We start from the raw sequence: 24,704 nt of genomic DNA, 5'->3' as shown, positions 1-24,704 counted from the left end.
GAAGACGTATGAAGATCAAGCTTGCAGTGGCTCTATTGGGTTGTTCGCTTCTCAGCGCGTGCGACCAGGTGGAAAACACTCCGAAGGGTTTGCGACCCGCCGTCACGCAGTCGAGTAACGATGTGGTGAAGCCAAAGGAAGTTACGCCTGAGGCAGACCCTAGCGTGAACCTCAATAGCTACGTGAGCTTGAACAGTGAGGCGGGCGGGTTGGCATTGACGTATGTGCTGAACAGTCGATCCGGCGAATCTCTACCGGAGTCGGAGCTGTTAAGTCGTCTATCACCGACATATTTCCAGGAACCGGACAGCTTCAAACGCAAAGACATCGCCGATACAGAGCTGCCTAAAGTCCAGGCGAAACTGCGGACCTACAAAGCAACGGACTACTTCAGTCTGCCCTTTGGTAGCTTGGCTCAAGCCCCATTGGCAATGACCAATGTCACCCTAGGGGCTTACGACCTTTCCTTCAAAGGCTTTCCTCTGAGCGGCTACGGCGCATCTTGCTGGTCAGGCTCGTTACGGAATCAGCAGGGAGTCTATTTAAAGACTCTTCCAGGTTCATTGCCGTGCGTGCTGCCAGTTGCTGATGAGAACACTGCGCGTCTGGTTGAAGCCGCGCGGGCCAAAGGTGGATTGAGTATGCGCGGGACTATCTATCTCTTCGTGCAGGGAGTTGAAGGTGGCACGGTTAAGACGGTGCCTGTGCATGCAAGTGTTGATCTTGTCGACGCGTTTACTAAAGAAGTTCTAAGCACAGTAAACCTCTAACTAACTTCTAACTTGCGTATCCCCGCGATTATTCGCGGCGGGTTCGCTTTGCCCAAAAAACGTTGTGTCACCGGAAGTTTTACTAACAGGCTGGAGGTTTACTATGCAAGAAGATAACGAACGGCTCAGCAATACCGAGGAGCAGAAGCTCGAAGCATGGGTCACGACCATGAACTCGGTGGAGTCGATCAAAGAACGACTGGCGGGGCTGAGCGAAGAGCAAATCTACGCTGAGTTCAAAGCGAGTGGGCTCGGCCCAGAGCAACTGGCCGTCGTGCGTACTCAACACGATGAGTTCAATCGCCAAGAGCTTGAATTCTACGCGATCAAAAGCGCTGGAGAACGGGGAGATCCGATCCCTCAGGAAGCAAAAGACAGCATCAAGTTGCTGCGTTACTACGAGGAAGGGTTGACCGATCGTGAAACCGATCTTCATATCAGTGTGAAGGAAGGTGCATCTGTACCCGACGATGCTTTCAGTGCAGTTCGTGAGTTGCTAGTCGCGGTTCGCGATCGCATCAGCAATTTTACCAAATCGTTCGAGGCGGGCTTCGAGGAGCCGTTCTCGGCACCAGATGAAACTCTCCCAGGACCTGCACTCAAGAACAGTGTGAACGAGCGTTACGAGGCTTTCATCTCAGTTATGGGTTCCGTCGAGTCACAGCGCGAGCGCATGGCCGGCTTGACCGAAGAGCAGCGATTCGCTGAGTTTGAAGCAAGTGAGCTGGGTGTCTCTGTTCTAGCGGAAGTTCGCTCAGCTCACGATGCCTTGAACCCTCTGACCTTGCAGGTCGACACCTCGACAGTGTTGCCGGACAACCTCGAGCAGCTGCTCCGCGCTGATATTCCCGAGTCACGGGTCGACACCACGACAGTGTTGCCAGAAAACCTCGAACAGTTGCTCCGTGCTGATGTTCCCGAGTTGCGGGTCGACACCACGACAGTGTTGCCAGAAAACCTCACGGAAATCCTTCTTTCAGACGCAGATGAGTTGCGATTCAACAGTTGGATGGCCAGTCAGCGCGCGGAAGATCCAGAACGCACTCTACGGCTGGACGATCCACAGGCCCGCGCAGAATACGCGGCAAGCCTGCAGGGGGCCGATCAGTTGGCCGAGGCGCGAGCTCAGAGCGACCAGGCGTGGCGCGAAATCCGTCAATCGACAGCGGAGGCCCAAGAACGGCGGTCGCTAATGACTGACGATGAGAAACGTCAGGAGTTTATGGCCGCTACGTCGCAGGATCTGTTAACGGTCAAGGGTGATATTGATGGGGCCATCGCCCAACGTTCACTTCCGGCGACGAAGGCGGAAGAGCCCCTTCCCAGCCTGCAAGACCACGATCGGCTCTCGAACACCGATCAGCAGAAGTTCGAAGCTTGGCAAGGGGTTATGGGGTCACTCGAATCCGAGAAACCCCGTATGGCCATCCTGACTGACATTCAGCGCCGTGCAGAGTACGAAGCGAGCCAGATTGGCCCTGAGCGTTTTCAGCAGGTGCGTGCTGAACATGACCTGGTCAATGGATATGGAGCTGCTAAACCCGCGCCGCCAGAAAAGGGTTCGCTGGCCCATTGGGCTAATGAGTTGACCGAAGCGGCGAATAAAAATCGTCGTCCATTGAGCGGTTCCGAGTTCAAGCAAGTCGTGAGCTCGATCGAGAGCTGCTCGCGGGGTGCGGACATGGAGAAGGCCAAAGCGCGTGAAGTCGCGGGTTTACTGGCGAAAGTTCATGGTCCTTCTGGTGAGAGCCTTTTCCGGGATCCTGAACTGCGCAATGCATACAAATCGGCGATTGCTCCTGATCGCAACAATTCACAGGCCGGTGCACCAGGTACTCAAGCACCTGCGGAACAAGTTACGGAAAAAAATAACAGAACTGCCACCCCTATGAGAATGCGCTGACAGTCAGATCAGCTACCGCGCGGCCATGTTGCGCGGCTGCTGATCGTAAGTCATTGATAATACGTATAATAGACATTATGTTAAAGTCGGCCGGAGTCTAATAGATTATATTAATATGGAACAAGATATGACAGATTTGCAAGCGGCTTCGTCGTTGTCGTTCCCCTCTGCTGACAAGCGCTCGCGACTTGCGGTGCTGAATAATCACCAATTGCCCCCCAACATGGTCTCCTCAACGCCTGAACGACTGAAAACCGCGCTGGTAGCTCTTCAGACGCAGGCACGTTCCGCCAGTGACATGATCGGTTGCTTTAAGAGGGGTAAGGACGAGGACAATCTCAAAACAGCGGACGCTGCTCTAGACCGTCTGCGCAGCTCTCAGGAGGTCATGAGAGTGATGCCTCGGGAGTGTTTTATAATCGTGGAAGCAGCACGGCTTCTGGGAAAGCCTATCCCGGACGTTAGCGTTCAGGATCTGGCATTCACTGGCCTGATCGCACTCGACTTCAGGCGGTAACTGAGCCGCTATCACCTGGTAACGGGCCTACCGTCCTCGTCACCACAATGACCGCCAGTGGTATTGTTTTTTCGTCAAAGACCAGCAGCGCCTTGCGTTGACTGAACTCCGCAGTATTCAGCCCCTTCTTGGAATAGATACCCTGGATAGAGTTCTGAGTCGATTGAACTGTGCTGCCATTGCACGGGATGATCAGGCTCTCACCGTGCTCCAAGCCACAGATGGCCGCTGTTTTATTTTCAGGTTGGCAGATAAACATTGCTGTCTCCTAGACGTTGATTGGTACTGACTGAAACCGGTAGCCGCCGGTGAACCCCACTCTATCACATTACGTAATTACGTACATACGTTGTTGCGTAAGCTGATCGACTTTCCCCCTTCAAATACTCCAGCTATAAGCGGATTGGTTTGACGTGTTCGATTGATTGGTCAAGGGTCAGCCCGGAAGCCGCACGCGGCGCGCAGCCTGCTTGCAGGCGAGCACCGAACGGGTGAGGACTGAAGCGCAGCGCCCCTTTACCAGGTGGCTGGTGATCAAGGCTCCACCGGCGGTCATGGGGTTGCTCCTCCCCCATGGCCGTTGGGGTCAGAGGCCGACTCGCTCCCTTCCTGGAGGGAAGGGCGGGGGGATGGGTTTGGCCGCCGCCGGCGGCCGGTGTTGGCCGTCATCCACAAATCCAAGGGCTGTGTTAGGGGAGGGGTCAGGGGATCCCCGTGCAGGCGGTGGGGTTCGTGGGTGATCGGTGTTCCTGCAGGTGCCGGCGGCGCCGGTAGCCACCGCCAGGTGGCCGTGCCCTGCCCTGCTCTTTCCCGCGGCTGATCGCGCACTTGGTGCACGACGGTAGACGTGCCCGGGCCACCTGGTCAGCTGCTCGATGCCGGCGGCGCCGGCGACAGCTGCAGGTGATCGAGGTCGGTGCCGATCGGCACGGCCGGCGATCGCCGGTGAAGCGTATCCAGGAAAGGGTGAGGTGTTGGCCAGCAGATCCGCGCTCGATCGGCGCGGCGGGTTTGGGCGACGTCTTGGGCCAGGCGTTGCAGGCGGTGCCGGTGGCCACCGCGAGGTGGCCGTGCCCTGCCCCGCTCTTTCCCCGGCTGATCGCAACGGGTGCACGTCGGTCGACGCGCTCGGGCCAGCACCTGGTCAGTTGCTCAATGCCGGCGGCGCCGGCGACTGCTGCAGGTGATCGAGGCCGGTGCCGATCGGCACGGCCAGCGATCGCCGATGACGCAGATCCAGGAGGCGGGGAGGTGTGGCCCGCAGATCCGCGCTCGATCGGCGGGGGCGATCAAGACGGGTAAAATGCTACCCCATTTCAAGACCAACGAAAAAGCCGGCAAGAAGCCGGCTCTTAAGTAGCTTATCCGATCAGCGCATACGTTGAGTTGCTTTAGTCTTATGCAGAGGCGTATGAGCTAAAGTATCTGAACTGTCGGAGTTTGTTGGAGCTGGAGGATCAAGTGTGATGCGAATGTTTGGATTGAGACGGCAAGTAGCTTCTTGAATAGCGTCCCAATGCCGGAATGGTACAGTTCCTACATTCAATGGCCGGGGGCTAAACTCAAGATCAGCAGGATGCGCAATTACCTTGAAGTGTTGCCACTCAGGTTGATTCATCAACTTCGCCACCAGATCGGGGCGTTGCATTAAAACAATATGCGGTTTGAATATACCGAGGCTATCCGGATCAGTTCCTTCTGAAACAAGTATGCTTCTGAGAGTTGACTGAACTTCTTCCATAGAGCTTTTCGAAAGCCGTTGAAATGTAATGAAGTCATGATTAGCCATGTCCTCCGGTTTCATCATCAGCGGATTTTGCTTTTCATTCAATTTAACTAAAAAATCAATTACTGTAAAATCTAGGCGATGTTGATTCGCATAGCTGCGTGCAGCCATAAAAGCTTCCTGCTTACTTTGATATCCATACAACGCAGAAAAAGCCCCTTCAATGGAGCTTTTAGTTTTTAATCCGCAGTCCTTTAATGCTATGGAGCGCGGCGCGTTACCTTGGTAAAAGTAAAGTGTCGATAACTCGATAATATGTTCGTTCTTTTCTTGCTCATTCGTGTTCGCTACTTTCACCATTTTTAGTCCAACCTTGAATCAGAACTTTCTCAACGCCTTGGTGGTCAGCAACAGTGCTCACCGCGTCGCGCATAAATTTTTGACTCTGCTTTGAAGTCATATTCAGTCTGCGCACAGCTTCGATCCATCGTATTACTGGTCTTCCTGGCTTACCGCCATGCTTGATCAAACGGTAAGCCGACGGCGCTGACCTCCCGGTCAACGTAGCAAACATCTCTAGGTCCTGCGGGGCTTCAGCATCGAGCCCAAGGTAGTCAAAAAACTCCTTGATAGCGGGCGGATGCTCAACCGGCGAAGACTCCGGATAACTTTTATACGCATAGAGGCACAAAGCCACAGCAGGGTCGCTGATAGGAGTGCTAGAGCGCTCCTGACTGGTCAGCTCTTCCCATTTCGCCTTCTGCAAACCGAATGCATCTGCTGCCGCCACTTTTGATAGGCCATTTTCAAGGCGCCACCTTTCGAGGTCGGTTCCGCAGATCGGCTGAAGGGGCTGTTTGGTCATGTCCACTCTCTTTTAATTGATGGTAGCAAAGAAGCATCACTCGGTAGGAAATTTCTGACTCGCAGGCCGGGAATAGGTTTCCGAGCATGGAGATTTTACAGATCTTCCAAAATGCTGCTATTTTGCATAGTATACACAATACAAAAGAACGGCAGTACGCAAACGGCACCACCTCAGACCCTCGTTTTCAGCAGTAGTTCAGGACGACTGAAGGCGATGGCAGAGGTAGCAATTACCACAAGCATAGGGAGATCCCCATGAGCGCAGAGTCGGACGCACAAATGCAACAATTTACGGACGCTGTCTACAGTCAAAACGACTCGGATAGCGATCTTGTGGGCCAATCGCCACTAGCGGCGATAGAAGCTCGTTCTGTCAGGTTTGCTCAGTGGCGCGACACAATGCTTGGGGAGTCTGAGGCAGTCCCGGATATTCCCGAACGACTGCTGCGTCACTGGGTCGATGGGGACATCGCGAGCTTCAGGCTTCTCTCGTCAGTTGACGAGGAAATTGCTGCTGACAATATCTCCGCTAACTTCCAAAACTACGAAGCGTACCGCGCAGAAATGCAGCAGCTCGCGGGCGATGTGGCGGGCAAAGTGGAAGAGCTCAAAAAAGAGAGCTTACGCCGGGGGATTGAGCAGGACCGGGTTACTGCAAAAGACCTCGTCGCCCGCCTGCGTGATACGGATGCCCAGGCGAAGCTGCCGAAAGACACGTCGGGACTCAATGGCTTCTCCGGCGGCGAGCAGCATCCCGATCATGCACCTGAGTTGCCTACCGCGAGCAAAGTGCTTGAAAGCATCACCTATAAGACACGACCAGACGGGAGCGTCCTCTACCTGGTGAGCGAGCGGCCAGCGTTCATCGATCATGGTCGCCACATTATCGTCGAGGACAAAGCGCTCGACGACGAGGAGTCGATCCTCGGCGCCATTCTTCTGGCCAAAGAAAAGTACGGCGGTGCGTTCTCCTTGACCGGGACAGATGAGTTCAAACGCAAAGCGCTTGAAGTGATGCTCAAGAACAATGTTGAGGTCCGTCTCAAAAGTCCCGCCCAAGAAATGCTTTTGCGCGAATTGGCTGTCGCGTATCCCAACTACAAACTCCCGCCTGCAATGCCGAAACACACTCAAGGCGCTACTGGCGAGACAGTTCAAGACGAAACGTTGGTCGCCGCCGTCGCGCAGGCCAATGTGAATTCCAGTGCCAATCTGGTTGCGGTGAAACGAGAGGAGCCCGAGCCTGTCAATCGGCTCGCCGGCAGATTGGTGGAGCACGGTGTAGCGCCGTACAACCATGAGAAAGACAACAAAGCCAGTTACTTCGTCGTCCTGGAAAACAGTGACGGCCAGTTGTCGACAACTTGGGGTGTAGGTTTGGCCGATGCAATGGCAACAGCGTCCGTTGCAGGCGGTGAAATGATTGAACTTGTCAATAACGGTAAGAAAGCGGTCACGGTCGAAAAGGACATCAAAGATGACCAGGGCAAAGTTATCGACACTGAAACAATTAACACACACCGAAATGAGTGGATCGTGGTTACTGATCGGCCAGCGGCCGATGAGCAATTTGCCGATCTGAAGGAGGCAACTCCTCCAACTTTGAAATTGGTCGAACCCACGACTCGACCAGTCGTTGCTTCCAGTGAGCTTACTCCAATTTCGGCAAAGGATTGGTGGCAAGTGCAGCACGCCGTAATTGAAAGTTGGAGTGCCGATGACAAAGAGTGCGAGGCGCTGCTGCGCGATCTTGGGCCGGAGCCTGCCGCAGATATCTTCTACTGGTTTGATAAAAGCGGTAACCAGGTTGCTGCTCCATCCAACGCCCAGGAACAACTGGTTGCCTTCAAACAGAGCAGTACAGCGAAATATTCACACACAGCACAGCAGGAGAGTCAGATGACAGAGCAAAATGCTAGTCCAGGTGTTAACCAAGAGAACGGCGACGATCAAAAGCTGATTCTTCGAGGAGTCGTTAAGGTAGGTGACGATTTCGACACCACCGTACTGCTCTTCAAAGGTAAGGGCGATTATCTCCAGGGCTTCATGAAGGTTGACGGCGTCAAACATCAAGTTATCGCGCATCTCAATGAGCGTAAACCTGATGAGGGCACTGGCGAAATCAAACCGAACTTCATCAAGTTGTCCAAAGCGGTCGGCCAGGGTGATGACACCAAATGGGAAGAATTCGGCTTCGGTAATGCGCTGAACAAGCGCAATGACCAGAAGCCGGTTTATTTCGATGATGTGTTGTTCAACGTCGGCGGCAAGACGCTGAGCGCTCGGATCACCAAAAACGTCGACGAGGACATGCATCGCAAGCTGGGTTTCGTGCAGGACCGCGTCGCGCGTCCTGAGCGAGCCAAGGCAGGGGAACAGTCTGCCGAGGCAGCGACTGACCCAAAGACGAAGGCGCAGGCGGCACAACCGGAGGCAAAGCAGCCACCGGCGGCGGCCAGCGCCCAAGAACCCAGCGCCCCAAAAAAACCGCGTAGCCGCGCTCGAGCTTGATTGAGCTGCCGCCTTCTCCACCGAGGATCCGTTATGAAAGTTATGATCAGTGCCCTTCTACTTCTGTTTTGCATGTCTGCGAACGTGAATGCAGCAACGTGCCGGAGCGGTGAGGCCGCTGTTCGTGGTAGTAAAAGCGGATACGAGGAGGACAAGAAGGCGGCGGAACAAACCGTCGAGGACGAGCTCTCGTTCTCAGACGTTTTGGAAAAATGTGTGGGTGGCGTAACAGGAATAAAAGCTGGCCCAACATACGGACCGTCAGAAACATTTGGGGAATGGGCCGAAAAGATTTTCAACCAAGTCTGCATGTTAGCCCGTGACAAGATTAACGACACGGTTGATGGTGCCACTGAGTCCCGAATGGGCTCTGCGTTACAAAATTTGTACTCGGATTACGATAAGTACCAACAAGCGACAGGCGCAGGGACGATCAATTCAGGTTCACCTGGTACTGCGCCAGGCAGCGTAGGAACGCTTTCTAATTTTAGTTCTACGTCCGCCCCTGCTGCCATCCAATCTACGCAGGATCTAATCACACCATCAGGAAATACATCTACTTCTGATGACGGTGCATTCTGGAACGACATTTGGAAGTAGCGTCATAAATGTCCTAAATAGCCGTGATTCTGAATCTTCAATGGTGATCATGCGATGAGCATTTTTCGAATTCTAGTAGTCGCAATCTTTTCAGCAGTATTTCCAACGGTAGGAAGCTGCCAAGAGCCCCCGCCTACATACATTCAGATTGCATGGCAACAGGGTGTGCCTGCTAACTACTTATATGCAATTGCTCAAACTGAGAGCAATACGGAACTGACCATAGGTATTTATCCTTGGCCGTGGACATTAAATGTGGCAGGAACGCCAAAACGTTTCGCGACGTTTCAAGAGGCCTGTAGTGAGGCTAACAAAGCCGTTGCAAAACACGGCGGAAAGTCGGTAGACATAGGGATTGGTCAATTGAACTGGGGTTACAACGGACATAAGTATTTCGCTACACCGTGTGACTCCCTCTTTCCCCGAAGAAATTTAGAGGTCGCAGCGATATTACTGCGGACACATTTCCAAACAAGCGGGGACTGGCTTGAGGCAGCTGGAATGTACCACCGCCCTGCTGGAGGCGAACCTGCGCGTCGATACAAAAAAGAAATTGAGCGCCGGCTTAGTAAAATTACAGCTGCACCAGGACAGAAGGCATCCTATGTCGTCACAAAATGAACCAGGACGACTCTCAACTGAAGGGGCGCACTCTGCAGATAGTTTTTTATTGCAGGATACGTTGATTAAGCCATTTGAGTTCCAGGGAGATTTTAGCCCTCATAATTTCAAGCGTTTCTTGAAGTACTGCGCGGACAACGGCGTTTCAGACCTGACTATCCAGGGCGGCGATTACATTTGGGCTGAAATTCACGGTCGCCAATGCCGGGCGACGTTGCACACCATTAAACAGGGTCAACTGCCAACCCTTATTGCAACCGTGTGGCAAGCTGAAGTTGAGTCAAACATCCGCTCCGGCAAGGGCGCTGACAGGGCCCTTGAGTTGCAAGGTGAAGAGCTCGGCATTGAACGCGGCGGATTTCTCCGGTTTCGCTGCAACTTCGTTCAGGCTCGTGTCGCGAAGCTCGATGAAGCGTATTCGATCACCATGCGAATTATCCCGTCAGATCTGCCAGACATCTTAAAAATGGGGATCGAAAGCGAACTCTTTGAAGCTATGTACCCTAGCCAAGGCCTGGTCCTGGTATGTGGTCCAACCGGGTCGGGTAAGACAACGTTGCAGGCGGGCATCTATGGCTACGCAGGGCAGGAAATGCCAGATCGCAAGGTTGTCACCTACGAAGATCCGATCGAGTTCGTCCTGGGAGGCGCTCATTGGAAAGGCCCTCAACCGTCCCAATCACAAATCGGCCGGGACATCGCGACGTTCGCGCTAGGTTTGAAAAATGCAATGCGCCGGAAGCCAAGCATCATCGGTATCGGCGAAGCGCGAGACCTGGAAACGATGGACGCGATGATCGAGGCGGGATTAAGCGGCCACCTCTGTTATGCAACGGTACACACCGAATCGGTTCCGGAAACGATCAACCGGATTATTCAGGTTTACCCGCCTGCGCAGCAGTCGGCTGTCGCTTCGCGATTGATGGGGTGCTTGAGAGTTATCGTCGTCCAGCGCTTGCTCAAAACCACAGATGGAAAGCGACAAGCTATCCGCGAATTCGTGGTGTTTGACCGGGATCTACGAAACGAACTTCAAAATCACTCATACGAGCGGTGGGCATTGGAGTTGCGGTTAAAGCTTGAAAAAGCCGGCGCGACCTTAGATGACAAGGCATGGGCTCTATTCGAAGCTGGGCGTATCGATAAAGAGGAGTTCATCGAACTAGCCGGACACAAAGCTTTCCGTACACGTTCTGGAGTTGCTGCATGAGTGCTTCAATTTGGCAACACGCTGGTCGCTCCCCGAAAATATTCGGTATCCCCTGCATGGCATTCTTGCCCATATTTATTTGGATGTTTCACTGGGCATATTGGACGTTTGCGCTGGCTGTGGGCACGATCGTTTTTTTTGCGGTGCTCGCTCGCTTCGGTCTTACATTCAAAGTTCTATGGGGTAAGGCTCTGCACTTTATAAGGGGATCAAGAATCTTTGCCAGGCCATGGTGGTATCGCAACCGGTTTAAGGATCTCGATTAGGAATATCCTGGTTTTCCAGTCAACTGAGGCTCCGTGAGGGGCCTTTTTTTTGCGTTCATGTGGTCAAGGGTCAGCCCGGAAGCCGCACGCGGCGCGCAGCCTGCTTGCAGGCGAGCACCGAACGGGTGAGGACTGAAGCGCAGCGGTCCCTTTACCAGGTGGCTTTTAATCAAGGCTCCCCCGGCGGTCATGGGGTTGCTCCTCCCCCATGGCCGTTGGGGTCAGAGGCCGACTCGCTCCCTTCCTGGAGGGAAGGGCGGGGGGATGGGTTTGGCCGCCGCCGGCGGCCGGTGTTGGCCGTCATCCACAAATCCACGGGCTGTGTTAGGGGATGGGCCAGGCGATCCCCGTGTAGGCGGTGGGTTCGTGGGTGATAGGTGCTCCTGCAGGTGCCGGCGGTGCACGTCGGTCGACGTGCCCGGGCCAGCACCTGGTCAGCTGCTCGATGCCAACAGCTGCAGGTGATCGAGGCCGGTGCCGATCGGCACGGCCGGCGATCGCCGGTGAAGCATATCCAGGAGAGGGTGAGGTGTTGGCCAGCAGATCCGCGCTCGATCGGCGCGGCGGGTTTGGGCGACGTCCTGGGCCTGGCGCTGCGTGAGGCGCCTGCAGCGCCGAATATCCAAGTACGGCGAGCAGATCGACACGGAGATTAGGCGGTTGGTTGGGAGAGAGCGGTTAGCCAGTCTTTCATGTTGCCAGGCAACAGCAACTCGTGCTTCGCTCGCGAACTCGCGGTGTAAAGAAGGGAACATACAGTGGCAAGTGCGTGCGTCGAACCTTCCCGAGGCGGCCGTAACAGATCACGCGACAACAGGACGGTGTCGTATTCCTGGTTCTTGACGTCATCGACTCTGGCGAGCTTGATCTTGGCATTATCTTCACTGCAAAAATTCTGCATACGCTCAGCGAGGTCGTTGAAAGTAAAACCACGATCAAGTAACTCTTGAACTGCTTTGAATTCGTAGTTGCGTCCCATAGCAGAACCTAAAGCGTCCCAAGTGGCGTATCCGAATATCATACGATGCCGGGGCCTGGTTCCTTCGGTGAACAGCAATATCAGGTCTGTGAGGAACGTAGTAAGTTCTTTCTTCGCCCGATCGGCCATTTGAAATTTCGCGCCTGCTTCGGTAAGCCTGATGAACCACCCCATCAGTCCCCATTCGTTAGCAACAATAATTGTCGTTGGCTTCTCAGGAATCGACATGTTGTTGTATGGGAGCAATTGCATAGGGTGTTCTGACCGGCCTTCGTAGCTTTCCTTGATCACACTTGGGTGTTTTTGGATTAACGGATTCAGAATCTCGCCCATTTCTTTACCCGCGCGCACGGACTGCGTCACGTATCTCTGTCTAACGACTGCGCCATGACGCGATGTCATACCGTGTAGATGTTGAAACTCATCTCCAAGAGTAAGTACGGCCTGTGGGCTGCGGTCGAGGATTTGCAGCATAGGTGCGCTTAATTCGTGACTTTCATCAATAATGACGTGTGTGTATTCCTCGGGAATAACCTCCCGTCGCAGTGATAGAAACTTGATTCGGTGCGCGTTACGTACAGGAAGCCTAATTTCTGGAGCGGAAGGCCATATCAGCTCACTCCATATCAGTCGGCTATACTCCATCAGTACAGCAATATCCGCGTCATTAAGCGCGCCACCTATTGCAGGTAGGTGACGGGGCTCTATAGTAGGACTCGGAGAAAGACAGTAGCTATACACAGCCCGATGACACACGTTAGCAACATCCCGAGGCCTTAAAGAGCCTACAGCCCGGAAGTTCAGCCAGTTGGCAATCTGCTGATCACTAACCAAATAGGTTGACTGCGATCGCTGTGGATCGCTGATTCTCCAACCTAGTGACGTTTTGTCCCGGTTAAGAATCTGATTGGCAACATGTCCGAAGGTATGAGCATTAAGCTCCGCTGTTACTCCGGATTGAACCATCCGGTTTTTCAGAGCGTGAACTTGGCCAGGCATGTAAGCCATCAACAACGTCGACTTTGGGTTCAAATACTCAAAGAATTTTACGATCAAATAAGTTTTGCCAGTGCCAGCGTAGCCTTGAATGTGGAAAGACTCGTCCTGGCAAGCGTTGAACTCGTCGAATAGCCGGCTCTGTTGGTCGCTCAACTGCAGGACGCCACCAGTAGGGAGGCGTACCTCGCGGCTTAAAGGTTTAATTTTCAGGCTGTATCGTGGGCCAAACGTAAAGTCCCAGTTACCGTCAGAAGTAAGATAGTCACGTTTCGATAGTTCGTCGGCATCAAGCAAATCAGCTCCGATCGCTGGGAGCAAGGTGAGCCCGTGCGCAAATACAGAGGCCTTGAAGCGGCTTTGGACCTGTGCCGCGAAAGACGGTGCATCGGCTGGGGTGGAAGCGAGCCCTGCGCGCAGAGCTCCGTCATACATTACCTCGATCCTGGTAACGGATACCTTTTGCTGAACAAGAGCGTTCAGGTTTTGTATTAGCAGCACCACAGCTAACTCAGCGGTAGACGCAGTCTTGAAGAAGCTATCGACAAGCGCTGCATCGGACAGCCCTCCTGCGGTCTCACGGGCCAAAGGGAGAAAGAGGACAGGTGCTGGTACAAAGCGGCTTGGCGAATTCATTTCTTCGGTTCGTCCTAGGATGATGGTCGCGGCATTCGGGCCAGGGCTCGAGCGCAATGCCGACACTTTAAATTGAATACGTAATTGCGTAAATACGTAACAGCGTAAAAGCCCCAAATTTATGCCATGCTTTGTCCGGTCGCTGCGCCCTTGGATTCGCCGCCGTCACTGCCACACGGGCCATCGACGGGTATCAGCCCTCGTGCTAGGATTGACCTATACACACCTTGCTGGAGCGACGTTATGCGCCAACCAGACCAATCATCAGGCAGTTTCTTTGCGATCATGGAAGGCAAACGCTCGCGGCGTGACGTCCTCATGTCCGCAGTTGCGTCTGCGCAGCCTGCCGATCTGGAGGCTTCTGCCGAACGCATTAAAGCAGTTATGCGTAAACCAGCGGGATCTCAGCAACGTCGTCAGCGCATCGCTCCTCCGGCTTTCCTGGCATTGTCTGAATGAGTCCTGAAGATAACCCTGATCTTCCTGACGGCACTTCACAAACACCTGACCACTTCGAGCGTTCCGAACTCTTTCTGTATTTCAAAGAGAGAATCAAGGATGTTTATAGATCACCAGAACGTGAAGCTGTAGACCAATATGGTCTGATAGTTGTTGGTGGACAGGCGTTGTCACTGTGGGCGCGTGAATATCTGCTTGACGAGATGACCGGCGAGGAACTTCAGTTTGCAACTAGCGACGATCTCGATTTTATAGGAAGACAAGGTTCCGTTGGTTTCTGTGAAGATCGAATGAATGTTAGTTTTCGTCGCGCCACTATTGAAGATCATACTCCGAACCTAGCCGCGGCAGAAATTGCATGGGACGGTGATCGGAAGATTGTTATTGATATTCTTGATGCCATCGCAGGGGTCAGCACTGCTGATATTTACAAGTATTTGGAATCAGTTGTACTAGACGATGTACGCATAGCTATTATTGACCCAGTGTCTTGTTTACAATCTCGTCTGTTCAACCTATACGCTCCCTGGTGTAGTAGCCGTGAGCGGGAGTCTGTTCGGACGCAGTTAGCCATTCGCGCATCAAACTGTTATCTACGTGAAATCCTCGTTGAGGACGGATATCGTGAAGCCGTTCCGCTATTTAAACGGATTCACGAGTTGGCTCTTTCCCGGAATGGTAAAGACGCATTTTACGATTACGGATTGGACCTGCTAAAGGCAATTCCAATTGATCCCGACTTGCTACCCAAACAGTTTATTGAAAAGAACTGGCCCAGCATACTGAAGCAAGTGGGGGATGCCCGGTTGAGGAAGGAAACCCAATATAAGGGCCATAACCGTGAGCCGCTGGGGTCGAAATTCTCTGCGCCGAAAGCAAAAGTTGAACTCGATCGGCCTGTTACACACACTCCCCCCTCGCCAAAGCGTCCAAAGTCTTAACCCTCACTATTTGCTTAAAACCTGGTCAAGGGTCAGCCCGGAAGCCGCACGCGGCGCGCAGCCTGCTTGCAGGCGAGCACCGAACGGGTGAGGACTGAAGCGCAGCGGTCCCTTTACCAGGTGGCTGGTAATCAAGGCTCCCCCGGCGGTCATGGGGTTGCTTCTCCCCCAAGGCCGTTGGGGTCAGAGGCCGACTCGCTCCCTTCCTGGAGGGAAGGGCGGGGGGATGGGTTTGGCCGCCGCCGGCGGCCGTTGTTGGCCGTCATCCACAAATCCAAGGGCTGTGTTAGGGGATGGGCCAGGCGATCCCCGTGCAGGCGGTGGGTTCGTGGGTGATCGGTGCTCCTGCAGGTGCCGGCGGCGCCGGTGGCCACCGCCAGGTGGCCGTGCCCTGCCCTGCTCTTTCCCGCGGCTGATCGCGCACCTGATGCACGTCGGTCGACGTGCCCGGGCCAGCACCTGGTCAACTGCTTGATGCCGGCGCTCGCCGGTGAAGCATATCTAAAAGAGGGTCAGGTGTTGGCCGGCAGATCCGCGCTCAATCGGTGCGGCGGGTTTGGGTGACGTCCTTTGCTTGGCGCTGCAGGTGGTGCCGGTGGTCACCACCAGGTGGCCGTGCCCTGCCCTGCTCTTTCACGAGGCTGATCACGCACCGGATGCACGTCGGTCGCACGCCCGCGCCGGCGTCTTGGTCTGCAACGTAGCTACTTAAGAGCGTTGGGGATGGATCGGTTCACGAACGGCTTGCAGACCACGCATCCGCTCATCGAACACAATGCGCTTGAGCATGTAGAGCGCGACCAACTCGCCGCCAACCTCTGTATTCCAAGCCTGCTGGATCGACCCATACAAGCGATCTATTTCTAGCATTGAACGTCGGTAACTCTCGACCTCCAGAATTAAGCGACGGACGTCCGAATCAGGGTGCTTAGTCCAAAAATCTCGTAGCTCTGACTGGGTGACTGACCGAAAAGGCGGAAGATCGCGAGCCATATAAAAACCTGTACAAATTAACAGTATTTGCAAGGATACCTAATCGAGCCGAGTAGTGAAGAGATCGCGACGACTGACATGGGCGCAAAATTGGTCAATTGCACACTTTTCAAGCGATGGGTCACGTTTAGAACAAATCCTCCGCTGTCAAGATTTTTTAAACACGCATATTTAAAAAATCTCGACAACCGGCCGGAATACTCTCTCCATCGGATAAGTGGTGATAAAATAGGTTATCGACCTATTTGACTAAGGACGGCGATAATGACTTTTACCCTCGGAACAAACCACGATCAGCACTACACCTGCCAATGTGGTCAACTCCAACGTATTGAACTTCCAGAGGCCTATAAAAAGCACTGGATATGTGGCGTATGTCGGCAACAGCTCATCATTGCTATGGATGACCATAACGGGAACAGCTATACGGTCACCCGTCAAATAGCGAAGACTGTGCAGGTCGGCAGCACGATGGTGCACCGCAATGGGCTGACGCTGACGGAGGGCGACGTCACGCAATCCCACCAGCGGGGAGGGAATCCTGCCAACTGGTATTTGGCAGTTAGAGGACACGGCGGCGCGCCCATTCCGGCCAATGATTACGTCAATATCGAACACAACCCCTTCGTCAACGTCGCGTTCACCCACCCGTAACCAGGAGCTGGCCATGCCCTTGTTCGATCCCTTGCGCGATTTCTTCCAGCGCCGCCAGATCGTCCGCCTTGATGCGCTGGCCAGCGGCGTACGACTGCTAAACCTGCGCAGCGAATCCCCCCGGGGCAACTTCGTGTTTCCCGGTACCGACTACCTGGACAACATCGAGGTCGGTGGCCAGCGCGTTGGCCACGTCGATTACGGCATCAATCCGCTGCTCGATCGCGTTTACATCAACATGCTCGACATTGCCCCGGCGCATCAGCGCAAAGGCGTCGGCCTCGGCGTGCTGTGGCAGCTGTGGCGCACGCATCAGGTGCCGATTGTGCCGTTGTACCAGTACACCTCATCCGATGGGTTCTGGTACCGGGCTCGCCGGCGATTCTCAGCGGTCGACGCTGTGATCGAGGGGGAGCTGCGCGGCACCGAGCAAATGGAACTGGAAAAGCAACGTTGGCAGCATCTGGTGCCCGAGGCCGAGGACAAACGCCTGATCCGTGAATACTGGGAATGGGTGGCCAGCGAACACGCGGCGGGGCGACCTGCAGGGCCAGGTATTCGATGAACGAGCTGATTAGCACCGGCGCCGGCGAAAGGCGCCTGACCGCCGCCGAGTTTCAGCAGCTGGCCCGCGTGCCGGCAGCGGCGGAATGGTTTGCCAATATCGATAACCCGCGCACCCGCCGCGCGTACCAGATCGACCTGGCCGACTTCTGCAGCTTTGTCGGCCTCATCGGCGCTGATGAATTTCGCAGCGTGACCCGGGCCCACGTCTTGGCCTGGCGTGCCCAGTTAGAAACTCGACGCCTGGCCGGGGCCACTATTCGGCGCAAACTGGCGGCACTGGCCAGCCTGTTCGATCATCTCCTGGAGAGCAATGCCGTCGCCGGCGGTAACCCCGTGCACGGCGTGAAGCGGCCCAAGATTGAAACCAATGAAGGGAAAACGCCGGCACTCGGTGACGGCCAGGCCAAGTTGTTGCTTGAGGCACCGGACGCCGAAACATTGAAGGGTGCGCGAGATCGGGCCATTTTGGCCGTGCTGTTGTATCACGGCCTACGCCGCGAGGAAGCAGCACAGCTGATGACCGGCGACCTGCAGGAGCGGCGCGGGATCAAACACCTGCAGGTGAAAGGGAAAGGCGGTAAGACACGCTATTTGCCGCTGCATCCGGTCGCGGCCGAGCGGATCCACGTGTACCTGGAGCGAGACGCCAAACGCGAGCCGGGTAATGGCCCACTGTTCCGCTCGATCCGTGGCAAAACCACCGGCGCCGGCATCAGCGCGAATGGAATTTACAAGGTGGTGGCCCAGTGGGCACACGCGGCGGGGATCCACGTCGACGGGCTGGGCGTGCATGGCCTGCGCGCCACGGCCGCGACCAATGCCCTGGAGCACGGCGCCGATATCGCCAAGGTTCAGGTGTGGCTGGGCCATGCAAACATCAGCACAACACGGATCTACGATCGACGCGACCAGCGTGCGGAGGATTCACCCACGTACAAGGTGAAGTACTGAGCTACGCGCTTGCCTCCTCTAGACCAACAACCGACGTAGGTTTGAGGCTCGCAAGCTTGGACTCCAACCTCAGGCCGCATGGTTCGCAAATGATCAGCAGACCGGGTTTACCCCACACGTTCGTTTTACAGGAAGGCGTAGGGCAGGAATATTTGTCCCGATTACTCCGATCGACTTCTTCCCGAACGCCAATATCGAGTTCCCCCATAGCCGGCGCTTGGTAGCCGGCATCAATCAGTGTCTGCTGCGGGAGTTGTTCCTGAGCCACAAAACCAGGACTGACGCCGTTATGGCCATCGTCTAAATCTACTGCAGGTGGAAGCGGATCGTTCGCGACGGCAGCAGGCCGAACAGTCTCCACATCCATGGATCCCGAAGGCGGTGAATTGGGGGCTAGAGCAGCGAGTGGCCGAACGCTGATAGGAAAGCGATCCATCCATGAGATGGCAAAGCCTGTGCTCAGCAAACGGCGAGTGGCCTTGTCGAAACGGCCCCCCGGGATGACGTAGTCATTCATCGACTGACCGATTTTCTTACCACCAGGTTGTCCTGTTGAGGAAGGCATCAGGCCCAGAGCCTCCATCTTTCTAGCCCACTCCCAATTGTGGTAACAGGATCTGCTGGGCTTGCCGAAATGCTCCTGCCACAGGTGGACCATTTCATGAACCAGGGTTTGCAATATCTCCACGAGAGGAATTGACGCGAAGTAGTCGGGATTCATCGCGATTTCGTCGGTCTTCGTTCCATCCAAACGAATGAAGCGTCCCTTGGAAAAATAGCCCATCGTCCGCTTTTCGCGCTGGTAGGTGATCATGCACGGCGGCAGGCGCTCCTGGGATGCAAAAAGGTGGTCATTGTAATAATCGTAAGCACGCTGAAGCTCAGCGTACGCTTCCTCGGTTGGGCGAAGATAACCTTTCACCACCACGTTAATCCCCATTACAAATGTATTGTGCAATACATATTTTGTGCTGAAAAAATGGCCCTTGACCAGGGCCTTGCTTCAAAAGACTACGAGTAACTACCCGGTGATCTCGTACACCGCCCTCACTACCCCCAAAGTCCAATCATCGCTGTTCCAATTAGCAATCGCGTCAGCCAGGGTTTCCCCGCGTCGCATGGTGACGTCCTCTTCGTGTAAACAGGCCACCTCGCCTTCCCCTGTACCTGGTATCAATCCGGAAAGGATACCCGGGCGCTTGCCACAGTCCGGACATGCCTTGATGACCTTGTGTAAGGCTTTTAATTTGGCCAGCTCAACCTCCGTGTCAAGCGCATCAGCGGAACTCAGAATCACGCGTAGCCTGTCTACAAGGTCTTCGTATTTAACGGAGTCGGTCTGCATGAGTGTTGTCAACGTCCAGTACAGATCGCCACGGCAGGTCGCTGGTTGATCCCCGAAACCGGCATCGATCAACGCCTGCTTAACGGTCAAATCTTCTTCTCTCACAGCCCTCTCCTTCAACAGCGGGTGTACATCACCGGTGATAAGCTGGCGATGCTGATTTATGTTTTGTATAGTAGCTGCTATACGAAAACTATCAAAGAAGGTGGTTTGCGTGGGCCATTCTGCAAAAGGAACAGTTGGTGCCTTCTGGAGTGGGTGTAGGACGACTCCGATAGGGCCTGCGAGCGGCGGACAACTGGAGGTGCTAGCCCTCCTAGCGAAACCACAGGCGCGCACTCACTACCAGAAGGCATCAGACATGCGTGACGCAACGAGTTAAGGGAAAGGGTGAATACGATGAAGGAATCACAAGCCACAAAAAGACACGTATGGCCTGCTGGGCAGACCATGGACGTGGCCTGCCCACACTGCGCGGGTACAGTGGCAACGCAAATCAGCGTGGTTCGTGACGACGACCTACCGTTAAGGCCCGAAGACTGTGAGGCCTGCAATGCACAGTTCGAAGTTTACCCGGACGGCAAAACCGAATTGGTATCAGCTCCCCACTCAGGCCCGCCCACTGAGCGTGGGCTGAAGGCAATCAAGTTTTTTGAATCATTAACTTTTGACCCAAACGGCGCCCGTGATTGGCCATTCACCACCGAGGTTGAAACCCTGGTGACGGTGGCCTGGCTACAAGAGTTTGAGGACGGCACTCAACAGTTCATCGATGCTGATCAGGAGCCGCCGCAAGTCTACAGCCCGCGCTTGGCCCCAGAAGCACTGGAGCGCTTTTGCGAGGCGAACATCGATTCGTACCGAGCATTCCATGACAAGCACGAAGCTGCACTCGACCGTCGCGAGTCCGTGCCACTGACGCCTTTTTGGTAACAGGGGAAAGTCCCGCAGCACACCACCCGCCTTTAATTGGGCCTCCCAGGACGTGGTCACTGGTAGCCTATTTTGTGGAGATCCAAATGAGCAAACTCAGCCATATTGATACCAAGATGCCAATCACCTTCTACGCCTGCGTTGATGAGGTAATCACTGATCCAGAAATGGTTTCCTTAGCGGAACAAATGAAGATGCCCCGCCTGCTCAATTGCTCTGTTCCCTTGGCCGATGCTGAAATTGTCGTACGAGACAGTGGGGAAATTATGAATTGGTTGCGTTCAAATGCGCGCTGGAGCGCGCGAATTGAGGAAACGCTTCAGTGCTTAGCTGAGGACTCCGATGGTCGGCCTTTGCTCACCGCATTCATGCCAATTGATCAGCTGATAATGCTCGCTGAAGACTTGAAATCTGACTGCGTGTGCGACTTTCGACCACAATTTGTTGAGTGGCAGAAAATGGGGGCAACCGAAGGCAGCTTCGACGGGTATCGGCTTAATACAGACGCCATCGCTGCGGCTGAAGCCTTGATTGCTACCAATTGCAGGAAGGAAAATAGCCTTGGAAAATAACGTGATACCACGAACTCAGCCAGCAACCCTAGCGATCCGCTGGAGCACTATTGCCGCGACTGCCTTGGGTGTGTGCGTCGGGATGCTGATCGGCGCCGTGGGGGTTCAGCAGGTCATTAAGCAACATCCGATTCAGTTTGAAATGCTCACCGCCGATACCAGCGCCGAGATTTGCATCAATGGGTTCGCCTACGAAGTGGGTGACGCTGAAACCAACTCGCCTTGGCATGGCGTGTATAGACCCGCCCAGCAAGGACAGGAGCCATTGATTGGCGGAGATGGCCAACGGGTTTTGCGCCAAGTAATACCAGTCCACTGCAAGATTGATCGCGGATAGGAAAAACGCTATGAAGATTCTGTGCCTGCTAGGCCGACACAACTTTCAAATCGCCCATGGCCATCCTGACGGCAAGCAGGGTTACTGCATTTAAGAATGCACCAGGTGCAGCAAAGCAGTCGTGAGCGATCCTGGCTTGGGAGGCTCGTTCCCGATCCTGAATACTCAGGCCGCTATCGAACGCGACGCCTCGAAAGCAGCCCTCCGCAATCAGCACTGAATCCACGGAAAAATTATGTCGAGAGATCACCTTAAGGTCCTGCGCGACGGGATACTTCTTGATGCCACGTTGACGACCTATACCGTCCCAGGATGTGAAGTCGGGCCTGCGCACAAGAAGTATGAATACGAAATCAATGGCCGATCGATGGGGTTTGCCTACACCAAGCGCGAAGCTTTTGACTTTCTTATTACCCAAGCCACAAAAAGTGGATGGAAGGTATTTCAGCCACTGAATTAATCGAGGAAACGATCGCCCAGTTGCACCCAAGCCCAGCCGAAACCGTTGGGCTAAGCCAGTAGAAGCGCACAGAGTAGCGTTGTCTGGTCAAGGGTCAGCCCGGAAGCCGCACGCGGCGCGCAGCCTGCTTGCAGGCGAGCACCGAACGGGTGAGGACTGAAGCGCAGCGCCCCTTTACCAGGTGGCTGGTGATCAAGGCTCCCCCGGCGGTCATGGGGTTGCTCCTCCCCCATTGCCGTTGGGGTCAGAGGCCGACTCGCTCCCTTCCTGGAGGGAAGGGCGGGGGGATGGGTTTGGCCGCCGGCGGCGGCCGGTGATGGCCGTCATCCACAAATCCACGGGCTGTGTTAGGGGATGGGTCAGGGGATCCCCGTGCAGGCGGTGGGGTTCGTGGGTGATCGGTGCTCCTGCAGGTGCCGGCGGCACCGGCGGCCACCGCCAGGTGGCCGTGCCCTGCCCTGCTCTTTCCCGCGGCTGATCGCGCACCTGGTGCACGTCGGTCGACGTGCCCGGGCCAGCACCTGGTCAGCTGCTCGATGCCGGCGGCGCCGGCGACAGCTGTTGCAGGTGATCGTGATCGAGGCCGGTGCCGATCGGCACGGCCGGCACGGCCGGCGATCGCCGGTGAAGCATATCCAGGAGAGGGTGAGGTGTTGGCCAGCAGATCCACGCTCGATCGCGCGGCGGGTTTGGTCGACGTCCTGGGCTTGGCGCTCCGTGAGGCGCCGGCGGCGGTGAGCATCAAAGAGCTTCAACGATCGCCCAAGTGGTTGCGCTACGCGAGTAAAAAGGCCGGCCGCCGGCCGGCCTTCAAAGCACTACATGCGGAGTCGCATTTTCTCCTGCGTTGGCTTGGCGTCCTCTGCATAGGACAGTGGTTTCCAAGTCGAAACATGGTTGTCATCAGCCTGTATCAGCTTGAGTTCAGTCATGACGTCACGAACATCCTGTCGAAGCATTTCAAGTTTTGCTTGTTGAGGGAACGGCTTGTCCTTCTCCACGATCGCACGACTATGCTCAAGCTTCTCTTTGACTCGGTACTCTTCCGCCTCCTGCCTCCAGCCTTCAAACTTGCCCAGAAAGTTGTCAACTCGACTGGTGAAACCGGCCAGGCTGAATTTGTCATCGACGGTGTAGCGAAGATTTTCAGGCTCATAGCTGTCGACGCCGGCGAGTGAGAACTGGATGGTGTCTCGGCGCGCATGGACCTCGATGTCGAAGCCACGGTAATTGCCTACCTTGATTATTCCAGGGGCTTCGGCCAGCGACTGGGCGCGTGATTCGACAGCTTTTTTCATGCTGTACATGATCTGGCTGAGCAAATGGTCACGCTCTTTCTCGCGATACACCTTGTCGTTGATCTTGAAAGCGAACTCAGGACCGGTGTTAGCGTCACGCAAATCTATCTCCGCGCTGCAGCGTTTCACGGTCCGGTCTGCACGCAAATCGGCGCCGGCGAGCCAATCCAGTCGGCTTTCGAGACTGTGCAGGTTGCGCTTGTGGTTTGAGTAAACAGCCTCAATTTTCTTCAGGTCGGCACTCAATTTCACCTGCAGGAAGATCAGCGGGTTACCAGTTGCTGCAGCTTTCATCTCAGCCGCGTTGGCCGCTTCGCTGGCCACGTCCTCGATCTCCCGCTGCAGCGTATCGCCCTTGCGGAATTGCTCAATGCCAGATGCCTTGTATTCGATGGTCTGCCACATCCGGCTGTCGTAGGTCTGCTTTGTGGCGTAGCGAAGGATCTCAACCTCGAAGAGGTCAGGATCCTGCTCGTAGAACAGGTTGCCCTGGCGGATGATGCGGCCTTCGCGCTGCTCCAAGTCGCTGGGACGCCATGGGGCATCAAGGTGATGCTCCGCGACCAATCTCCGTTGTACGTTTGTGCCCGCGCCCATTTTCGCGGTCGATCCCAAGCAGATTCGAACATCTCCTCTGTTGATTTCATCGAACAGCTTGGACTTCTGCAGGTCGGTGCTGACCTCGTGAATGAAGCGCACCTGGTGATCGGGTATGCCCCGGGCAATCAACTTGGCTTTGATGTCGTCATACACGCTGAATGAAGATCCATTGGCCAGGAGTTCGTCCATGGAAATTGCCGGCAGATCGTCGTCCGTTTCATCTTCATCGCCAGAAGCAACGACCACTGAGCTTCTTTTCAGCTTCGGCGTAGACAGATCGCAGAACACAAGCTGGGTGCCTTTGCGGTCATTCCACTCGGACCAGATCCGGTGAATATTCTCGACCGCGACGTTGATTTTGCTACCTGGGTGGTCGTCAGCGTTTGGATCGATCAGTCGGAAGTCGAGGCCTGCCTTTCGTGCTTCATTGGTGATCTTCAGCGGGTTGTCAATTCGAGGATCTTTCGGAAGGTTCTCCATGCGATGGATGATTGAGCCCTTGTTCCACTCCTTCATCATGATCCCATCGGCGCGGTACACCGTCTGGCCCTGCAGGTCTTTCATCACAGACTGCACACCCATGAACTCGGCTTGATCTTCCGATCGCTCAACCACAATGTTCTGTGGTCGACCGCCTTTCACACGCGGTACCGGGAATCGGCTACCCCGCTCTTGTGCCTGGCGATCGAGATCTGCCTTCGTGATGACGTCAGCAAACACTCGGTACTGTGCCATCAGTTCCGGGACATTTTGAAACTTCGAGAATCGGCTGTTCAGTTTGTAGTTGACGCCAGTAGCGTCGAGCTCCCACCCCGATACGACCTGGCCAAAGGTACTAGCCCATGCGTCAAAGTGGACAATTCCGCGGGCCTTCAATTCGTCGTACTGCATGTAGCGCTGCATGGTGTACAGCTCAGCAATCGTGTTGCTGATTGGTGTGCCGGTGGCAAAGAAAACCCCACGGCCGTCGTTACGCTGCTGCAGGTAGCGGC

The 24,704-nt window shown here is 55.0% G+C and carries 23 protein-coding genes; 15 read left to right on the top strand and 8 right to left on the bottom strand.

Annotated features, from left to right (window positions below):
* Positions 1–8: 8 nt before the first annotated feature.
* The 3 genes from ACYZT6_RS31190 (at position 9) to ACYZT6_RS31180 (ending at position 3,190) form a co-directional block, all read left to right on the top strand.
* Entirely contained in the window at positions 9–770 is a 762-nt protein-coding gene (locus ACYZT6_RS31190; protein WP_462030063.1) for a hypothetical protein, read from the top strand.
* 103 nt (positions 771–873) lie between these two features.
* Positions 874–2,673, top strand: a complete 1,800-nt coding sequence (locus ACYZT6_RS31185; protein ID WP_462030062.1) for a hypothetical protein — start codon at positions 874–876, stop codon at positions 2,671–2,673.
* Positions 2,674–2,800: 127 nt separating this feature from the next.
* Positions 2,801–3,190 carry a hypothetical protein gene (locus ACYZT6_RS31180; protein ID WP_462030061.1) on the top strand — a complete coding sequence of 130 codons (390 nt, stop codon included), beginning with the start codon at positions 2,801–2,803 and terminating at the stop codon, positions 3,188–3,190.
* On the opposite strand, the gene ACYZT6_RS31175 is transcribed toward ACYZT6_RS31180, so the two are convergent.
* The 3 genes from ACYZT6_RS31175 to ACYZT6_RS31165 all read right to left on the bottom strand — a co-directional run bounded on the left by ACYZT6_RS31175 (position 3,180) and on the right by ACYZT6_RS31165 (position 5,781).
* Positions 3,180–3,449: a hypothetical protein gene (locus tag ACYZT6_RS31175; RefSeq protein WP_462030060.1), complete on the bottom strand. Its 270-nt coding sequence runs from the start codon at positions 3,447–3,449 to the stop codon at positions 3,180–3,182. The two genes, ACYZT6_RS31180 and ACYZT6_RS31175, sit on opposite strands and share 11 nt — an antisense overlap.
* A 1,110-nt stretch (positions 3,450–4,559) precedes the next feature.
* Entirely contained in the window at positions 4,560–5,276 is a 717-nt protein-coding gene (locus ACYZT6_RS31170) for a hypothetical protein (RefSeq protein ID WP_462030059.1), read from the bottom strand.
* Positions 5,251–5,781, bottom strand: a complete 531-nt coding sequence (locus ACYZT6_RS31165) for a hypothetical protein (RefSeq protein ID WP_462030058.1) — start codon at positions 5,779–5,781, stop codon at positions 5,251–5,253. Before ACYZT6_RS31165 ends, ACYZT6_RS31170 begins: the two co-directional genes overlap by 26 nt.
* 257 nt (positions 5,782–6,038) lie before the next feature.
* Here ACYZT6_RS31165 and ACYZT6_RS31160 point away from each other — a divergent pair, with 257 nt between their 5' ends.
* From ACYZT6_RS31160 to icmT, 4 genes are all read left to right on the top strand, one after another.
* Positions 6,039–8,294 carry an LPD7 domain-containing protein gene (locus ACYZT6_RS31160; RefSeq protein ID WP_462030057.1) on the top strand — a complete coding sequence of 752 codons (2,256 nt, stop codon included), beginning with the start codon at positions 6,039–6,041 and terminating at the stop codon, positions 8,292–8,294.
* 33 nt (positions 8,295–8,327) lie between these two features.
* Positions 8,328–8,894 (top strand): hypothetical protein, encoded by a 567-nt coding sequence (locus ACYZT6_RS31155; RefSeq protein WP_462030056.1) that lies wholly within the window; start codon positions 8,328–8,330, stop codon positions 8,892–8,894.
* 487 nt (positions 8,895–9,381) lie between these two features.
* On the top strand, positions 9,382–10,725 hold the full coding sequence (gene traJ / locus ACYZT6_RS31150) for a plasmid transfer ATPase TraJ (protein ID WP_462030055.1): 1,344 nt from the start codon (positions 9,382–9,384) through the stop codon (positions 10,723–10,725).
* On the top strand, positions 10,722–10,991 hold the full coding sequence (gene icmT / locus ACYZT6_RS31145) for an IcmT/TraK family protein (RefSeq protein ID WP_462030054.1): 270 nt from the start codon (positions 10,722–10,724) through the stop codon (positions 10,989–10,991). The genes traJ and icmT overlap by 4 nt, the downstream gene beginning before the upstream one ends.
* Before the next feature lie 652 nt (positions 10,992–11,643).
* Here icmT and ACYZT6_RS31140 read toward each other — a convergent pair.
* Positions 11,644–13,602 carry an AAA family ATPase gene (locus ACYZT6_RS31140; RefSeq protein ID WP_462030053.1) on the bottom strand — a complete coding sequence of 653 codons (1,959 nt, stop codon included), beginning with the start codon at positions 13,600–13,602 and terminating at the stop codon, positions 11,644–11,646.
* A 243-nt stretch (positions 13,603–13,845) separates the two neighbouring features.
* On the opposite strand from ACYZT6_RS31140, the gene ACYZT6_RS31135 reads away from it, so the two are divergent.
* Both ACYZT6_RS31135 and ACYZT6_RS31130 read left to right on the top strand, forming a co-directional pair.
* The gene (locus tag ACYZT6_RS31135; protein WP_169878315.1) at positions 13,846–14,061 is read left to right on the top strand and encodes a hypothetical protein; all 216 of its coding nucleotides are present in this window, start codon (positions 13,846–13,848) and stop codon (positions 14,059–14,061) included.
* Entirely contained in the window at positions 14,058–15,002 is a 945-nt protein-coding gene (locus ACYZT6_RS31130; RefSeq protein WP_462030052.1) for a hypothetical protein, read from the top strand. The genes ACYZT6_RS31135 and ACYZT6_RS31130 overlap by 4 nt, the downstream gene beginning before the upstream one ends.
* Before the next feature lie 708 nt (positions 15,003–15,710).
* On the opposite strand, the gene ACYZT6_RS31125 is transcribed toward ACYZT6_RS31130, so the two are convergent.
* Positions 15,711–15,872, bottom strand: coding sequence for a hypothetical protein (locus ACYZT6_RS31125; RefSeq protein ID WP_462030051.1), 162 nt, complete (start codon positions 15,870–15,872; stop codon positions 15,711–15,713).
* Between the two features lie 387 nt (positions 15,873–16,259).
* On the opposite strand from ACYZT6_RS31125, the gene ACYZT6_RS31120 reads away from it, so the two are divergent.
* The 3 genes from ACYZT6_RS31120 to ACYZT6_RS31110 are packed head-to-tail and all read left to right on the top strand — an operon-like array spanning position 16,260 to position 18,167.
* Entirely contained in the window at positions 16,260–16,649 is a 390-nt protein-coding gene (locus tag ACYZT6_RS31120) for a hypothetical protein (protein ID WP_462030050.1), read from the top strand.
* 13 nt (positions 16,650–16,662) lie between these two features.
* A complete protein-coding gene (locus tag ACYZT6_RS31115; RefSeq protein WP_462030049.1) occupies positions 16,663–17,214 on the top strand; it encodes an N-acetyltransferase in 552 nt (183 codons plus the stop codon).
* On the top strand, positions 17,211–18,167 hold the full coding sequence (locus tag ACYZT6_RS31110; protein WP_462030048.1) for a tyrosine-type recombinase/integrase: 957 nt from the start codon (positions 17,211–17,213) through the stop codon (positions 18,165–18,167). The genes ACYZT6_RS31115 and ACYZT6_RS31110 overlap by 4 nt, the downstream gene beginning before the upstream one ends.
* Before the next feature lies 1 nt (position 18,168).
* Here ACYZT6_RS31110 and ACYZT6_RS31105 read toward each other — a convergent pair whose 3' ends face one another.
* Positions 18,169–19,125 (bottom strand): SprT-like domain-containing protein, encoded by a 957-nt coding sequence (locus tag ACYZT6_RS31105; RefSeq protein WP_462030047.1) that lies wholly within the window; start codon positions 19,123–19,125, stop codon positions 18,169–18,171.
* A 63-nt stretch (positions 19,126–19,188) separates the two neighbouring features.
* Positions 19,189–19,617 (bottom strand): hypothetical protein, encoded by a 429-nt coding sequence (locus ACYZT6_RS31100; protein WP_462030046.1) that lies wholly within the window; start codon positions 19,615–19,617, stop codon positions 19,189–19,191.
* Positions 19,618–19,911: 294 nt separating this feature from the next.
* Here ACYZT6_RS31100 and ACYZT6_RS31095 point away from each other — a divergent pair, with 294 nt between their 5' ends.
* From ACYZT6_RS31095 to ACYZT6_RS31085, 3 genes are all read left to right on the top strand, one after another.
* On the top strand, positions 19,912–20,445 hold the full coding sequence (locus tag ACYZT6_RS31095; RefSeq protein WP_462030045.1) for a hypothetical protein: 534 nt from the start codon (positions 19,912–19,914) through the stop codon (positions 20,443–20,445).
* Between the two features lie 86 nt (positions 20,446–20,531).
* Complete coding sequence (locus ACYZT6_RS31090; protein ID WP_462030044.1) at positions 20,532–21,017, top strand: hypothetical protein; 486 nt, start codon at positions 20,532–20,534, stop codon at positions 21,015–21,017.
* The gene (locus ACYZT6_RS31085) at positions 21,007–21,354 is read left to right on the top strand and encodes a hypothetical protein (protein WP_462030043.1); all 348 of its coding nucleotides are present in this window, start codon (positions 21,007–21,009) and stop codon (positions 21,352–21,354) included. The genes ACYZT6_RS31090 and ACYZT6_RS31085 overlap by 11 nt, the downstream gene beginning before the upstream one ends.
* Positions 21,355–22,632: 1,278 nt before the next feature.
* On the opposite strand, the gene ACYZT6_RS31080 is transcribed toward ACYZT6_RS31085, so the two are convergent.
* Positions 22,633–24,704, bottom strand: a 2,072-nt coding sequence (locus tag ACYZT6_RS31080; protein WP_462030042.1) for a helicase-related protein, incomplete at its 5' end; no start/stop codon positions are given.

The sequence above is a fragment of the Pseudomonas sp. RT6P73 genome (assembly GCF_054897715.1).
The sequence above is the reverse complement of the archived record's forward strand: the minus strand, read 5'-3'. Positions and strand labels throughout refer to the sequence as shown.

What these genes read in the sequence shown, in the direction of transcription:
- ACYZT6_RS31120 (WP_462030050.1), top strand. Translation starts at nt 16,260, where the DNA reads ATGACTTTTACCCTCGGAACAAACCACGATCAGCACTACACCTGCCAA.
- ACYZT6_RS31130 (WP_462030052.1), top strand. Translation starts at nt 14,058, where the DNA reads ATGAGTCCTGAAGATAACCCTGATCTTCCTGACGGCACTTCACAAACA.
- ACYZT6_RS31190 (WP_462030063.1), top strand. Translation starts at nt 9, where the DNA reads ATGAAGATCAAGCTTGCAGTGGCTCTATTGGGTTGTTCGCTTCTCAGC.
- ACYZT6_RS31135 (WP_169878315.1), top strand. Translation starts at nt 13,846, where the DNA reads ATGCGCCAACCAGACCAATCATCAGGCAGTTTCTTTGCGATCATGGAA.
- ACYZT6_RS31175 (WP_462030060.1), bottom strand. Translation starts at nt 3,449, where the DNA reads ATGTTTATCTGCCAACCTGAAAATAAAACAGCGGCCATCTGTGGCTTG.
- ACYZT6_RS31115 (WP_462030049.1), top strand. Translation starts at nt 16,663, where the DNA reads ATGCCCTTGTTCGATCCCTTGCGCGATTTCTTCCAGCGCCGCCAGATC.
- icmT (WP_462030054.1), top strand. Translation starts at nt 10,722, where the DNA reads ATGAGTGCTTCAATTTGGCAACACGCTGGTCGCTCCCCGAAAATATTC.
- ACYZT6_RS31140 (WP_462030053.1), bottom strand. Translation starts at nt 13,602, where the DNA reads ATGAATTCGCCAAGCCGCTTTGTACCAGCACCTGTCCTCTTTCTCCCT.
- ACYZT6_RS31125 (WP_462030051.1), bottom strand. Translation starts at nt 15,872, where the DNA reads ATGCTAGAAATAGATCGCTTGTATGGGTCGATCCAGCAGGCTTGGAAT.
- ACYZT6_RS31110 (WP_462030048.1), top strand. Translation starts at nt 17,211, where the DNA reads ATGAACGAGCTGATTAGCACCGGCGCCGGCGAAAGGCGCCTGACCGCC.
- ACYZT6_RS31165 (WP_462030058.1), bottom strand. Translation starts at nt 5,781, where the DNA reads ATGACCAAACAGCCCCTTCAGCCGATCTGCGGAACCGACCTCGAAAGG.
- ACYZT6_RS31160 (WP_462030057.1), top strand. Translation starts at nt 6,039, where the DNA reads ATGAGCGCAGAGTCGGACGCACAAATGCAACAATTTACGGACGCTGTC.
- ACYZT6_RS31170 (WP_462030059.1), bottom strand. Translation starts at nt 5,276, where the DNA reads ATGGTGAAAGTAGCGAACACGAATGAGCAAGAAAAGAACGAACATATT.
- ACYZT6_RS31185 (WP_462030062.1), top strand. Translation starts at nt 874, where the DNA reads ATGCAAGAAGATAACGAACGGCTCAGCAATACCGAGGAGCAGAAGCTC.
- ACYZT6_RS31155 (WP_462030056.1), top strand. Translation starts at nt 8,328, where the DNA reads ATGAAAGTTATGATCAGTGCCCTTCTACTTCTGTTTTGCATGTCTGCG.
- ACYZT6_RS31090 (WP_462030044.1), top strand. Translation starts at nt 20,532, where the DNA reads ATGAGCAAACTCAGCCATATTGATACCAAGATGCCAATCACCTTCTAC.
- ACYZT6_RS31095 (WP_462030045.1), top strand. Translation starts at nt 19,912, where the DNA reads ATGAAGGAATCACAAGCCACAAAAAGACACGTATGGCCTGCTGGGCAG.
- ACYZT6_RS31180 (WP_462030061.1), top strand. Translation starts at nt 2,801, where the DNA reads ATGACAGATTTGCAAGCGGCTTCGTCGTTGTCGTTCCCCTCTGCTGAC.